The 12,215-nt window shown below is 63.1% G+C and carries 14 protein-coding genes; 8 read left to right on the forward strand and 6 right to left on the reverse strand.

Features of this window, described 5'->3' with window-relative positions; translation table 11 throughout:
- Nucleotides 1–179 precede the first annotated feature (179 nt).
- The 3 genes from NP503_RS24675 to NP503_RS24685 form a co-directional block, all read right to left on the reverse strand.
- A complete protein-coding gene (locus NP503_RS24675) occupies nt 180–818 on the reverse strand; it encodes an MBL fold metallo-hydrolase (protein ID WP_127268419.1) in 639 nt (212 codons plus the stop codon).
- Between the two features lie 137 nt (nt 819–955).
- Entirely contained in the window at nt 956–1,273 is a 318-nt protein-coding gene (locus NP503_RS24680; protein ID WP_023809804.1) for a hypothetical protein, read from the reverse strand.
- Between the two features lie 145 nt (nt 1,274–1,418).
- On the reverse strand, nt 1,419–2,312 hold the full coding sequence (locus NP503_RS24685) for a branched-chain amino acid aminotransferase (protein WP_127268418.1): 894 nt from the start codon (nt 2,310–2,312) through the stop codon (nt 1,419–1,421).
- A 246-nt stretch (nt 2,313–2,558) separates the two neighbouring features.
- Here NP503_RS24685 and NP503_RS24690 point away from each other — a divergent pair, with 246 nt between their 5' ends.
- The 4 genes from NP503_RS24690 (at nt 2,559) to NP503_RS24705 (ending at nt 6,505) form a co-directional block, all read left to right on the forward strand.
- Nucleotides 2,559–3,092, forward strand: a complete 534-nt coding sequence (locus tag NP503_RS24690) for a MarR family winged helix-turn-helix transcriptional regulator (protein ID WP_027039379.1) — start codon at nt 2,559–2,561, stop codon at nt 3,090–3,092.
- Entirely contained in the window at nt 3,079–3,798 is a 720-nt protein-coding gene (locus NP503_RS24695) for a response regulator (protein ID WP_013530014.1), read from the forward strand. Before NP503_RS24690 ends, NP503_RS24695 begins: the two co-directional genes overlap by 14 nt.
- Before the next feature lie 49 nt (nt 3,799–3,847).
- On the forward strand, nt 3,848–5,263 hold the full coding sequence (locus tag NP503_RS24700; RefSeq protein ID WP_127268417.1) for an ATP-binding protein: 1,416 nt from the start codon (nt 3,848–3,850) through the stop codon (nt 5,261–5,263).
- Nucleotides 5,264–5,482: 219 nt separating this feature from the next.
- A complete protein-coding gene (locus NP503_RS24705; RefSeq protein ID WP_127270529.1) occupies nt 5,483–6,505 on the forward strand; it encodes a glycosyltransferase family 1 protein in 1,023 nt (340 codons plus the stop codon).
- Here NP503_RS24705 and NP503_RS24710 read toward each other — a convergent pair.
- From NP503_RS24710 to NP503_RS24720, 3 genes are all read right to left on the reverse strand, one after another.
- Complete coding sequence (locus NP503_RS24710; RefSeq protein WP_127261686.1) at nt 6,502–6,861, reverse strand: tRNA-binding protein; 360 nt, start codon at nt 6,859–6,861, stop codon at nt 6,502–6,504. The two genes, NP503_RS24705 and NP503_RS24710, sit on opposite strands and share 4 nt — an antisense overlap.
- 27 nt (nt 6,862–6,888) lie before the next feature.
- On the reverse strand, nt 6,889–7,389 hold the full coding sequence (locus NP503_RS24715) for a YbjN domain-containing protein (RefSeq protein ID WP_013893499.1): 501 nt from the start codon (nt 7,387–7,389) through the stop codon (nt 6,889–6,891).
- Nucleotides 7,390–7,728: 339 nt separating this feature from the next.
- Nucleotides 7,729–8,037 carry an accessory factor UbiK family protein gene (locus NP503_RS24720; RefSeq protein WP_127270531.1) on the reverse strand — a complete coding sequence of 103 codons (309 nt, stop codon included), beginning with the start codon at nt 8,035–8,037 and terminating at the stop codon, nt 7,729–7,731.
- Between the two features lie 168 nt (nt 8,038–8,205).
- Between NP503_RS24720 and lgt the strand changes: the two genes are divergently transcribed.
- The 4 genes from lgt to NP503_RS24740 all read left to right on the forward strand — a co-directional run bounded on the left by lgt (nt 8,206) and on the right by NP503_RS24740 (nt 12,198).
- On the forward strand, nt 8,206–9,060 hold the full coding sequence (lgt, locus tag NP503_RS24725) for a prolipoprotein diacylglyceryl transferase (RefSeq protein WP_127270533.1): 855 nt from the start codon (nt 8,206–8,208) through the stop codon (nt 9,058–9,060).
- Nucleotides 9,057–10,145 carry a class I SAM-dependent methyltransferase gene (locus tag NP503_RS24730; RefSeq protein ID WP_127270536.1) on the forward strand — a complete coding sequence of 363 codons (1,089 nt, stop codon included), beginning with the start codon at nt 9,057–9,059 and terminating at the stop codon, nt 10,143–10,145. Before lgt ends, NP503_RS24730 begins: the two co-directional genes overlap by 4 nt.
- 107 nt (nt 10,146–10,252) lie before the next feature.
- Nucleotides 10,253–11,047 (forward strand): peptidoglycan editing factor PgeF, encoded by a 795-nt coding sequence (gene pgeF / locus NP503_RS24735; protein ID WP_127270538.1) that lies wholly within the window; start codon nt 10,253–10,255, stop codon nt 11,045–11,047.
- Nucleotides 11,047–12,198 carry a Xaa-Pro peptidase family protein gene (locus NP503_RS24740; RefSeq protein ID WP_127270541.1) on the forward strand — a complete coding sequence of 384 codons (1,152 nt, stop codon included), beginning with the start codon at nt 11,047–11,049 and terminating at the stop codon, nt 12,196–12,198. Before pgeF ends, NP503_RS24740 begins: the two co-directional genes overlap by 1 nt.
- Nucleotides 12,199–12,215: the final 17 nt, after the last annotated feature.

Below are 12,215 nucleotides of genomic sequence, written 5' to 3' on the forward strand. Positions count from 1 at the left end.
CGCTTTTCTGTTTGGAGCATCACAGGATTGGGGCAGGCGAATATCGGCACGCCCTACAGCAATTCCAGGAAAAGTGTGAAACGGTTTCCCGGGAAAAGCGCGAAGCGTTTTCCCTTGGGAATTGAGTCAGAACAAAGGGTTAGAGCGGCCCCGCCGTTTCCGTGAAATGGTGAATTGCTCTAAACGAGAAAAGGATTGGTCCGCCTCTCCTCGCCAAAACGTCCGCCGGGACCGTGGCCGCAGATGAAGCCGATGTCGTCGCCGAGCGGCAGGAGCTTGTCCTTGATCGAAGCGATCAGTGCCGCATGGTCGCCACCCGGCAGGTCGGTGCGGCCGACCGAGCCGCGGAACAGCACGTCGCCGACATGGGCGAACTTGGCCGCGCGGTTGTAATATACGACGTGACCTGGTGCATGGCCGGGGCAGTGCAGCACCTCGAACACATGGCCGCCGAACGACACGGTCTCGCCTTCGGACAGGAACCGGTCGGGCACGCAGTTGCGCGCTCCGGCGATGCCGTAGCGCTTGCCTTGGTTTTCCAGATTGTCGAGCAGCGACTTGTCGGCCTCATGCGGACCGATGATCTCGACGCCGAGCGCCTCCTTCAACTCCATTGCGCCGCCGGCATGGTCGATGTGGCCATGCGTTATCCAGATCGCCCCGGCTGAGATCGCATTGTCCTTCAGCACCGCCAGCACCTTGTCGATATCGCCGCCAGGATCGACGACGACGCCATGCTTGTCATCCATGTCGAACAGGATGGTGCAATTCTGCTGGAACGGTGTGACCGGCACGATGCCGGCATTGAGCTGACCCATGATCGTCCTTTCGATGTTCACGGGTGATGTAGAGGCGCGGACAAAGGGCGTCCACCCTCGCAAGACGAACATCGGTAGCTCCGAAAACGGAAATGGGCGGCCGAAGCCGCCCATTTGAAAAGACCTTAACGGCCCGCCTACTTCTTCATGGCGCCCATGACCGCGCCGAGAATGGCGGTCAGGATCGCGCCGCCGCCGGCGCCGCCGACGATGTTCTGCAGGTTCAGCGCGCTGCCGAGACCGCTCGTTGCTGCTGCCGCAGCCGCCGGATCGACCGCACCGCCACCCAGCAGGCTGCCGAGGATCGCCGCACCGCCGACGCCGCCAATGGCTCCGCCCAGGATTTTGGGAAGCTGACCCATCGCCGCCGTCTTGAGCGCCGCACCGACCGCCTGACCACCGATGACGCCAGTAATCACCTGTATGATGATCGGAAGAAGCGTGTTCATGTCCATATGATTAGTCCCTCCATAGCTGTCAGCCTCCCGGGCCGACACCATCATGAGACGCCGAATTGGACGAAAGTCAAATGCAGAAACGCTGAAATAAAAGGGGCGGCCCGAAAACCGCCCCTACTTCCTAAAAAAGCTGTGACTTTCGTTATTCTGCGGCGATCGCGTGCTTGGGCTGAACGGCCGCAGAATAGTCATTCATAAGATTCTTGGCTATTTCGCCGACCTCGAATCGGTAAGGCCCGATCTCGGAAACCGGCGTCACTTCCGCCGCCGTCCCGGTCAGGAAGCACTGCTCGAAGCTTTCCAGCTCTTCCGGCAGGATGGCGCGTTCAATCACCTCCAGGCCGCGATCCTTGGCCAGCCCAATGACCGTGCGGCGGGTGATGCCGTCGAGGAAGCAGTCAGGCTTGGGTGTGTGGATCTTGCCCTCCTTGACGAAGAAGATGTTGGCTCCGGTCGCTTCGGCGACCTGGCCACGCCAGTCGAGCATCATGGCGTCGGCATAGCCCTTGGCCTCGGCGGCGTGCTTGGACATGGTGCAGATCATGTAGAGGCCGGCTGCCTTCGACCTGGAAGGCGCGGTGCGCGGGTCGGGCCGGCGCCATTCCGCCACATCGAGACGGATGCCTTTCAGCTTCTGCGCAGGATCGAAATAGCTCGGCCATTGCCAGATGGCGATGGCACAGTTGATGCGGTTGTTCTGCGCCGAGACGCCCATCTGCTCACTGCCGCGCCAGGCAATCGGCCGGACATAGGCGTCCTGGAAACCCTGCTTCTTGAGAAGCGTGGATGAGGCGTCGTTGAGCTCGGCCACCGTATAGGGGATATTGAAACCGAGCAGGCGTGCCGATTCATGCAGGCGCTCGGTGTGTTCGTTGAGCTTGAAGATCTCGCCGCCATAGGCGCGTTCTCCCTCGAAAACGGCGCTGGCGTAATGCAGCCCGTGCGTCAGCACATGGATCTTGGCGTCACCCCATTGGACGAATTCGCCGTTCATCCAGATGGAGCCATCGAGTTGATCGAAGGGAACGGATGCCATGGTAACCTCCCACGGGCGGCAGCCCGGATACTTGTATCGTTGTGTGTTTCGTGTCGGCCGCCCAAAGCGGCTTTTATGGTGGAGCGTAAGCGGATAATTGCGCTCTGGCAAACTCAGGAAATTCCGGAAAAACCGGCTTCCCTTGCCTTTTCGTTCGCAATCCGCCCAAAAGCTTGTCAAAAATTACCATTGCAGGGAAATTACGTCAATAGTACTGACATAATCTCTCTTTCCCACGGAGAAATAATGACGGATCGAAGCCCAGCCGCCGGAAAACCGATCAGGACCGCGATGTCGGTCGAGGACGGCATCGACTTCGCCATTATCGAGCTGCTCTTCTTTGCCTATCGTGACTTCACCTCCGATCCGGACCAGATCCTGGCCGACTACGGCTTTGGCCGGGCCCACCACCGGGTGCTGCATTTCGTCAACCGCAGGCCGGGCCTGACGGTCGCCGAACTGCTCGACGTGCTGAAGATCACCAAACAGAGCCTGGCCCGTGTGCTCAAGCAGTTGATCGACACCGACCATGTCGTGCAGTTGCAAGGTCCGCGCGACCGCCGACAGCGCGAACTTTATCCGACCGCCAAGGGCCGTGCGCTGGCGCTGGCGCTGGCGCGGCCACAGTCGCGCCGCATCCATGCTGCATTGGGGGATTCCGGAGTAACCGAACGGACCTTGGTGGAACGGTTCCTCGAAGCGATGGTCAATCCGGAACTGAGGGCGCAGATCGACGTTGGGTCCGCAAAAATGTCAGGGAAAAGCCATGGAGAGCACTGAACGGGTCGATCACGCGGCCGCGCCGGACGACGACGCGCCGCATCTGCTTGTCGTCGACGACGACACCCGCATCCGCAATCTTCTCAAGCAGTATCTGACCGAAAACGGCTTTCGCGTCACCGTCGCCGGCAATGCCGGCGAAGCCAGGCGCAAGCTTGCCGGCCTCGACTTCGACCTTCTGGTGCTGGACGTCATGATGCCCGGTGAAACGGGCGTCGACCTGACCAAGTCGCTGCGAGCCGAAAAGAACGTACCGATCCTGATGCTGACGGCCCTGTCGGAGACCGACAGCCGCATCTCAGGGCTTGAGGCCGGCGCCGACGACTACCTGCCGAAGCCGTTCGATCCGCGCGAGCTGATCCTGCGCATCAACAACATTCTTCGCCGTGGTGGCCCGGCGACCACGCCCAAGGTCGAGCAGTTGGTCTTCGGCCCCTACACCTTCCAGATCGCCCGGCGCGAGTTGAAGCGTGGCGGCGAGGCGCTGAAGCTGACCGACCGCGAGCAGGAGATCCTGGCGATCTTCGCGGCAAGGGCCGGCGAGACGATACCCCGCCACGAGCTTGTCGGTGACGATTCGGAGGTCGGCGAGCGCACCATCGACGTCCAGATCAACCGGCTGCGCCGCAAGATCGAGCGCGATCCGTCCAACCCGGTCTGGCTGCAGACCGTGCGCGGTATTGGGTATCGGCTCAGCGTGGAATAGAATGCCGCCTGCGGCCTGCTGAGCGGCTGCGGGCAAGCGAAATGAGCGAATGGCAACCACGGAACTGGAACAGCCGGGCAATGGCGGCTTGAGCGTACGCGCCGCGCGGACGCTGAAGGCGGTGCCGCGCGCCTGGAACCGCTTCTGGCGCCTCGTCTCGCTGTATATGCCCAAGCGGCTCTATGCCCGCTCGCTGATCATCGTCATCGCGCCGATGATCCTGCTGCAATCGGTCGTCGCCTTCGTCTTCATGGAACGTCATTGGGCAACCGTGACGCAGCGCCTGTCGCAGGCCACCGTGCGCGACATCGCCGCCATCATCGACCTGATCGAAACCTATCCGCGCGATGCCGACTACACCAACATCATACGCATCGCCCAGGACCGCATGCAGTTGAAGGTCGACCTCTTGCCGCCCGACCCGCTGCCCGCGCCTGGCCCAAAACCGTTTTTCTCGATTTTGGATGATGTTCTCTCGTCGGAGATCACCCGCCAGATCAACCGCCCGTTCTGGATCGACACGGTCGGCAACTCCAACATCGTCGAGGTGCGCGTGCAGCTCGAGGGCAAGGTGCTGCGCGTCTTCGTGCGCCGCAGCCAGGCCTATGCCTCCAACACCCACATCTTCCTTATCTGGATGGTCGGCACCTCGCTGGTGCTCCTGATGATCGCCATTCCCTTCCTGCGCAACCAGATCCGGCCGATCCTGATGCTTGCCGAAGCCGCCGAAAGTTTCGGCAAGGGCCGGCCGATGCCGCGTGACTTCCGGCCCCGCGGCGCCGAGGAGGTTCGCCGCGCCGGCTTTGCCTTCATGCAGATGCGCGAACGCATCGAGCGCCAGATCGAGCAGCGCACCGCCATGCTGACCGGCGTCAGTCATGACCTGCGAACCATCCTCACCCGCTTCAAGCTGCAGTTGGCGCTTTCCGGCGGCAAGGCCGAGACCAAGGCCGCGCTCGACCAGGACATCGACGACATGCAGTCGATGCTCGAAGGCTATCTCGCCTTTGCCCGTGGCGAGGCTTCGGAAGACGCCGGACGGTTCGATCTCGAGGCCTATTTCGAAAAGCTCGGCGAGGAAGCCAGGCTGCGCAAGCGCAAGCTGTCGACGACGCTTGCCGGAGACCCCGATGTGCATGTGCGGCCGAACGCCTTTGCCCGATTGATGTCCAACGTCATCGGCAACGCCTTCCGCTATGCCAAGACGGTGGAAGTCAACGCCACCCATGGCCGCGGCTCGCTGCTGGTCACCATCGACGACGATGGTCCGGGCATTCCCGCCGACCGGCGCGAAGACGTCTTCAAACCCTTCGTGCGGCTCGACGAAGCCCGCAACCTCGATGCCAGCGGCACCGGGCTCGGCCTGTCGATCGCCCGCGACATCGCCCGTTCCCATGGCGGCGACATCACCCTTGAAGACAGCCCGCTCGGCGGACTGCGCGCTATCATCAAGGTTCCCGCATAACCGGCACGATACCGAAAGTGGAAACAGGCTTCATCCGCCCGTCATGAAACCATGATCAAGAACGCGCATGAAGCGCGCGACCTCAATTGATTCGACCTTGCCGCCTCACTTCGACCCCGTGCCCGTCCGGGTGCGCTGGAGCGAAGCGAGAGCAGCGGTCTGGTCGCCGTTCCGGCATCGTCTCAAGGCAACCGTCGACCTTTCCTGCAAAGGGCCGCCATGCGCATATTGATGGTCACCGATGCCTGGCGGCCGCAGGTTAACGGCGTTGTCCACACGCTGGAGCGGCTCACCGAGACGCTGAAATCCTTCGATGTCGCCGTGGATTTCCTGACGCCGAACATCTTTCGCACCCTGCCCTTGCCGACCTATCCCGACATCAGGCTGGCGCTGACCACGCCCGGCCATGTCGCGCGCCTGATCGACGCAGGCAAGGCCGACCACATCCACATCGTCACCGAAGGGCCGCTCGGCATCATGGCGCGGCGCTATTGCCGCAATGCCGGCCGGCCGTTCACCACCAGCTATCACACACGCTTCCCCGAATATCTCAGCGCACGGCTGCCAGTGCCGGAAAGCTGGGCCTATCGCTGGCTGCGCGATTTCCACAATTCCGGCCAAGGCACGCTGGTCGCCACCCAGTCGCTTGCCGACGACCTCTCGGCGCGCGGCTTCACCAAGCTGCGGCCGTGGACGCGCGGCGTCGACACCAACCATTTCCGGCCCGACAAGAAGAAGAATCTCGGCTTTCCCGGCCCTGTCTTCCTCTGCGTCGGCCGGGTCGCCATCGAAAAGAACCTCTCCGCCTTCCTCGACCTCGACCTGCCGGGCAGCAAGGTGATCGTCGGCGAAGGCCCTGAGCTTGCCAGGCTGAAGGCAAAATATCCGCAAGCGCATTTCCTCGGCCATCGCCCCAACGACGAACTGGCCGAGATCTATGCCTCGGCCGATGTCTTCGTCTTCCCGAGCCGCACCGACACGTTCGGCAACGTCATCATCGAGGCATTGGCCAGCGGCACGCCGGTTGCCGCCTATCCGGTGACCGGGCCGATCGACATTGTCGGCGACGGCTTTGGCGGCGCGGTCTCCAACGATCTGCGCGAGGCCTCGCTTGCCGCGCTCAATGTAGACCGTGCCGAAGCACGCGAACGCGCCATGCGCTACAGCTGGAAGGCTTGTGCAGAGATGTTCCTCGACACGGTCGAGGAAGCGCTGGGAACGACGCGCAAGCTGGCGGCCTAAAACAACCTGCCGCCATCCGGCACCTTGCGCTCGATCGCGCCGAGCACCACCGCGCCCTCTTCGTCGGGAAAGCCGAGCGTCAGCACTTCCGACATGAATGGACCGATCTGGCGCGGCGGGAAATTGACCACCGCGAACACCTGCCGGCCGATCAGCGTCTCCGGTGTATAATATTTGGTGATCTGCGCCGACGATTTCTTGATGCCGATGCCGGCGCCGAAATCGATCTTCAGCTTGAATGCGGGCTTGCGCGCCTCGGGAAACGGCTCGGCCTCGACGATCGTGCCGGCGCGGATGTCGACACGATCGAAATCGGCAAAACTGATCTCGGGCTTACGCTCGCTGTTCGAACTCATCTTGGTTCTTGTCTGCCTTGCGGGGACTCAGGCGTTGCCGTAGGTCTCGAACAGCACGCCGGCCAGGGCGTCCTTGGCCGAGGTTCCCGACCAGACAACGAACTGGAACGCCTGGAAATAGCATTCGCAGGCTTCCAGCGCCGACGACAGCAACACTTCGACCTGCTGGCTCGACGGCTCGACCCCGCCGGCCAGCAGCAGCGACTGGCGGAACATGATCGCGCCCTCCTGCTCCCAGAGGTCGAAATGGCCAAACAGCATCTGCTCGTTGATCAGCGACAAGAGCCGCATCACTTCCAGCGCGCGGGTCTCCGGCACCTTGATGTCGAAGGCGCAGGCAAGGTGCAGCGCCTCGAAATCCTCCATCCACGAGAAGGAGACGTGATAGTCGGTCCAGCTTCCGGCAACCGAGATCGAAATCTCGTCGTCGCCGGCCCGCTCAAAGGACCAGTCGTTGTTGTGGGCCACCTGCTCGATAACATCCACCGGATGGATTTCGCGGGAGAATTCGAGTTCGAGAAGTTCCATGGAATGCTTCCTGTCGTTCTGTACGAGCGCCGCCACACGCTCCGCGGGAGGGCACACACAACGAACAATCTTGTCTAGAACTCGGACGGCCAGGACTTTCTTCGCGCAAAAGACTACCTTCTCGACGCAAAGACCCCAGACCGGACCCCACCGCCCGGTCGCATGACCCTGCTCCGAATCATGCAACAAATTCAGTCTATTGATCGGGAGTCGCGTGAACAGCCCAATTTTTCGCACTGCGTCATTCGCATGTGGAAAGCCGCTGTCACAAAGATTCATGCAATGCCGTTAAGCGATTCACGGCAAAGCGCTTTTCAGGATCGGGCTATGTGGAAAAGTTTAACGATTATTTTTTGTGCGCGGCTTGGCCGCCGTCGCTGGTGTGGCGTCGCCGGCCAGTTCGGCAAGCTTCGCCTCGAGCGCCTCGATGCGGGCGGCAAGGCGAGTGTTTTCTTCCCGCGCCTTGGCGGCCATCTCGCGCGCGGCTTCGAACTCTTCGCGCTGCACCACGTCCATGGTGTTGAGAATGCGTTCGGCCTGCCCCTTGAAGGCCGTCTCCACCTCCCGGCGCACGCCCTGGGCGGCGCCGGCGGCGTCGGTCATCAGCTTGGCGAATTCATCGAGAATGCGGTTCGGTCCGGTCGACATGGCAAATCCTCGCGCTTGCACAAATTGACGTAGTGGCGCTGCGCGTCGAATGCAAGCATGTTGCGCCGCGCTGCGGCATCAAGTCGAGGGCGCCCACCTTGCCTTGACCCTGCCAAAACCCTGCCGCATGGTCCGCGCGCAAACGCGTTTCGCAATGAGAGTTCCCCGTTGAACGAATATTTCCTGCTGCCGCTGGCCTCCTTGCCCTTCCCCGACATCAACCCGATCCTCATCCAGATCGGGCCGCTGGCGGTGCACTGGTATGGCGTCGGCTATATCGTCGGCATCCTGTTTGCCTGGTGGTACGCCAAGCGGCTCGCCGCCAATGCCAGGCTGTGGCCGAACGGCGTCCTGCCGATGAAGCCGGAGGATCTCGACGACTTCATCGTCTGGGCGGCCATCGGCGTCGTGCTCGGCGGCCGCACCGGCTATGTGCTGTTCTATGATCTGCCACGCTACATCGCCCACCCGCTCGATATCTTGGCGGTCTGGCAAGGCGGTATGTCGTTCCATGGCGGCCTGCTTGGCGTCATCCTCGCCATGACGCTGTTTTCCATCAAGCGCGGCATCCGCACCTGGTCGCTGTTTGACGTCGTGGCGGCCGGCGTGCCGGTCGGCCTTGGCCTGGTGCGCGTCGCCAACTTCATCAACTCCGAGCTGTGGGGGCGCCCAACCGACGTGCCCTGGGCTTTCGAATTCCCCAATGGCGGGCCGTTTGCCCGTCACCCGAGCCAGCTCTACGAGGCGCTTCTCGAAGGCGTGGTGCTGTTCCTCGTGCTGCGCATTCTCACCCATTCGCGCCTCAAGCTGAAGACGCCGCGCTTCGTCGGCGGCGCCTTCATCTGCGGCTACGGCCTGTCGCGCATTTTTGTCGAGTTCTTCCGCGAGCCCGACCAGCAGCTCGGCTACCTCCTCGGCACCAACTGGCTGACCATGGGCATGATCCTGTCGACGCCGATGGTGCTGGCCGGCATCTGGGCGATGCTGACCGCCAAGCCGGTGACGCAGCCGCAGCCGGCATGACACGGCTGAAGACCCGCATCGTCGACCTGATCGAGGCCCTGGGGCCGATACCGATCAACGAATACATGGCGATGTGCCTGTTCGACCCGGCGGACGGCTACTACACGACGCGCGAGCCTTTTGGTGCGGCCGGTGACTTCATCACCGCGCCGGAGATCAGCCAAATGTTCGGCGAATTGGTCGCCGTGTGGATGTACCAGGCGTGGCAGGCGAGCGGCCGGCCGCTGCCGGCCACCATCGCCGAGATCGGCCCCGGCCGCGGCACGCTGATGAAGGACATGCTGCGTACGCTGTCGCGGCTCGATCCTGATCTGGCCAGCGGCGCCACCTTCGCCATGATCGAGACCAGCCCGCGCCTGACCGAGGTGCAAAAGCAGACGCTTGGCGCCACACCCTTCGCGGTTGGCTGGCATGAAACCATCGAGACCTTGCCGCAGCAACCGCTGTTCATCGTCGGCAACGAACTGTTCGACGCCGTGCCCATCCGCCAGTTCCTCCGCGCCGGCGCCGGCTGGCGCGAGCGCGTGGTCGGCCTCGACGAGACCAACGACCTTTGCTTCTTCGCCGGCGCCGGCTCGGTCGACCCGACGCTGCTGCCCGCCGATGCCACCCAAGCGCCGCAAGGTTCGATCGCCGAAGTGGCGCCTGCCCGCACCGCGCTCATGGCAACGATCGCCGAGCGCATATCCAGGCATGGCGGCGCTGGCCTGTTTATCGACTATGGCCATCTCCAGCCGGGTGTCGGGGACACGCTGCAGGCCTTGCGAAGCCACGATCACGAAGATGTGCTGGCCAATCCCGGTGAGGCCGACCTCACCTCCCATGTCGATTTCGCCGCCCTGGCCGCGATCGTGCGTGCACATGGCCTCGAAGCCCATCTGACGACACAGGGCGACTTCCTGCTCGGCATGGGCATCCTCGAGCGCGCCGGCCGGCTTGGCGCCGATGCCGGCCAGGCGGCGCGCGAAAGGATCGCCGGCGACGTCGAACGCCTCGCAGGGCCGCAAGCCATGGGCGAGCTGTTCAAGGTGCTTGCGGTACTGCCTCGCGGCGTGGCGGTTCGGCCCTTCGCCGGGGCGGATTGACTTTTTACCGCCGCCCCTCCCAATCTCCCGTCCGCGCTTTGCAGCGCCTGTTCTCGACCAAGCACCTTCTTCTTGACGAAACCGCCCACACGGACAACAACGCCCGCATGCTGAATCAGACCAAACCGGATCCCGTTCGGTCGCCGCTGCTGGACAAGGCGCAGGCACAAGGCATCCGCCACGGCTATTTCACCCGCATCGGCGGTGTCTCCGGCGGCATCTACCAGGGCCTCAACATCGGCACCGGATCGAATGACGACCAGGCGCTGGTCGCAGAGAACCGCGGCCGCGTCGCCGCCTGGATGGGCGTGCCGGCGAACCATCTGTTGACCGCCTGGCAAATCCATTCGCCCGACGTCATCATCGCCAGGGAGCCCTTTGCCGGCGAGCGGCCCAAGGCAGACGCCATCGTCACCGACCGGCCGGGCATCGCCATCGGCGCTTCGACCGCCGATTGCGGTCCCGTGCTGTTCGCGGATGCTGAGGCGCGCATCATCGGCGCCGCGCATGCCGGCTGGAAAGGCGCGTTCACCGGCGTGCTCGAAAACACCATCCTGGCGATGGAAAGCCTCGGCGCCCGGCGCCAAAACATCATCGCCGTGCTAGGCCCCTCCATCGGCCCTGATAACTACGAGGTCGGCCCGGAATTCGTCGCCCGCTTTGTCGAAGCCGATGCCGAAAATATCCTCTATTTCGCGCCGTCCGCCAATGCCGGCCATGCCATGTTCGACCTCAACCGCTACACGGTTGACCGGCTGGCCGAGGCCGGCGTGACGGCTGAAGGCCTCGACCGCTGCACTTACGCCGAGGAAGGCCTGTTCTACTCCTACCGGCGCACCACGCATCGCAAGGAGCCCGATTACGGCCGGCAGGTTTCGGCAATCGTCTTGGAGAGGGAATAATGGCGCTGCATTTTGAACGATCTGAATTTGACGCGCGGCGCGACCGGCTGATCATCGAGATGGCCGAAAAAAAGCTTGATGCCATCCTGCTGTTCGCGCAGGAAAGCATGTACTGGCTGACCGGCTACGACACGTTCGGCTTCTGCTTCTTCCAGTGCCTGGTGGTGAAGGCCGACGGTTCGATGGTGCTGCTGACCCGCTCGGCCGACCTGCGCCAGGCGCGTCAGACCTCGATTATCGACAACATCGTCTTGTGGACGGACCGTAATGGCGCCAATCCGGCGGTCGACCTGCGCAATCTGCTCAACGAACTCGACCTGCTCGGCGCCCGCATCGGTGTCGAATACGACACCCATGGCCTGACCGCGTTCAATGGCCGCCGCCTCGACGAGCAGTTGCAGACCTTCGGCCAGATCGCCGATGCGTCCGGAATTGTCGGGCGGCTGCGCCTGTTCAAGAGTCCGGCCGAGATCGCCAAGGCCGAGAAGGCCGCCAATCTCTCCGACGACGCGCTCGACGCGGCGCTGCCGCTGATCAAGCAAGGTGGCGACGAAGCCCTGATCCTGGCCGCCATGCAGGGTGCGATCTTTGCCGGCGGCGGCGACTATCCGGCCAACGAATTCATCATCGGCTCCGGCGTCGATGCGCTGCTGTGCCGCTACAAGGCCGGCCGCCGCAAGCTCACCAAAAATGACCAGCTGACGCTCGAATGGGCCGGCGTCTTCAACCACTACCACGCACCGATGATGCGCACGGTGCTGACCGGCAAGGTGTCGAAGCGCCATCAGGAATTGTTCGACGCCGCCCGCGCGGCACTCCTGGCTGTCGAAAAGGCGATGACGCCGGGCAACAGCTTCGGCGACGTCTTCGATGCGCATGCCCGCACCATGGAGGCACACGGCCTGACCAAGCACCGGCTGAACGCCTGCGGCTATTCGGTCGGCGCCCGCTTCACCCCGTCCTGGATGGACATGCCGATGTTCTACCAGGGCAATCCCGAACCGATCGCGCCCAACATGACGCTGTTCGCCCATATGATCATCATGGACTCCGATACCGAGACGGCGATGACGCTTGGCCGCACCTACCTGACCACCGAATCCCAGCCCAAGCCGCTGTCCCGCCATGATCTCGACTTGATCGTACAGTGAATCCACAATGGGAGGCG

The sequence above is a fragment of the Mesorhizobium sp. SEMIA396 genome, assembly GCF_024518615.1.
In the GTDB taxonomy this organism is placed as follows: Bacteria; Pseudomonadota; Alphaproteobacteria; order Rhizobiales; family Rhizobiaceae; genus Mesorhizobium.

Bases quoted from the DNA above. Each gene is read 5' to 3' on its own strand.
- NP503_RS24730 (WP_127270536.1), top strand. From the start codon at position 9,057: ATGACACGGCTGAAGACCCGCATCGTCGACCTGATCGAGGCCCTGGGG.
- NP503_RS24675 (WP_127268419.1), bottom strand. From the start codon at position 818: ATGGGTCAGCTCAATGCCGGCATCGTGCCGGTCACACCGTTCCAGCAG.
- NP503_RS24720 (WP_127270531.1), bottom strand. From the start codon at position 8,037: ATGTCGACCGGACCGAACCGCATTCTCGATGAATTCGCCAAGCTGATG.
- NP503_RS24690 (WP_027039379.1), top strand. From the start codon at position 2,559: ATGACGGATCGAAGCCCAGCCGCCGGAAAACCGATCAGGACCGCGATG.
- NP503_RS24700 (WP_127268417.1), top strand. From the start codon at position 3,848: ATGGCAACCACGGAACTGGAACAGCCGGGCAATGGCGGCTTGAGCGTA.
- NP503_RS24705 (WP_127270529.1), top strand. From the start codon at position 5,483: ATGCGCATATTGATGGTCACCGATGCCTGGCGGCCGCAGGTTAACGGC.
- NP503_RS24710 (WP_127261686.1), bottom strand. From the start codon at position 6,861: ATGAGTTCGAACAGCGAGCGTAAGCCCGAGATCAGTTTTGCCGATTTC.
- NP503_RS24685 (WP_127268418.1), bottom strand. From the start codon at position 2,312: ATGGCATCCGTTCCCTTCGATCAACTCGATGGCTCCATCTGGATGAAC.
- NP503_RS24740 (WP_127270541.1), top strand. From the start codon at position 11,047: ATGGCGCTGCATTTTGAACGATCTGAATTTGACGCGCGGCGCGACCGG.
- pgeF (WP_127270538.1), top strand. From the start codon at position 10,253: ATGCTGAATCAGACCAAACCGGATCCCGTTCGGTCGCCGCTGCTGGAC.
- NP503_RS24695 (WP_013530014.1), top strand. From the start codon at position 3,079: ATGGAGAGCACTGAACGGGTCGATCACGCGGCCGCGCCGGACGACGAC.
- NP503_RS24715 (WP_013893499.1), bottom strand. From the start codon at position 7,389: ATGGAACTTCTCGAACTCGAATTCTCCCGCGAAATCCATCCGGTGGAT.
- NP503_RS24680 (WP_023809804.1), bottom strand. From the start codon at position 1,273: ATGGACATGAACACGCTTCTTCCGATCATCATACAGGTGATTACTGGC.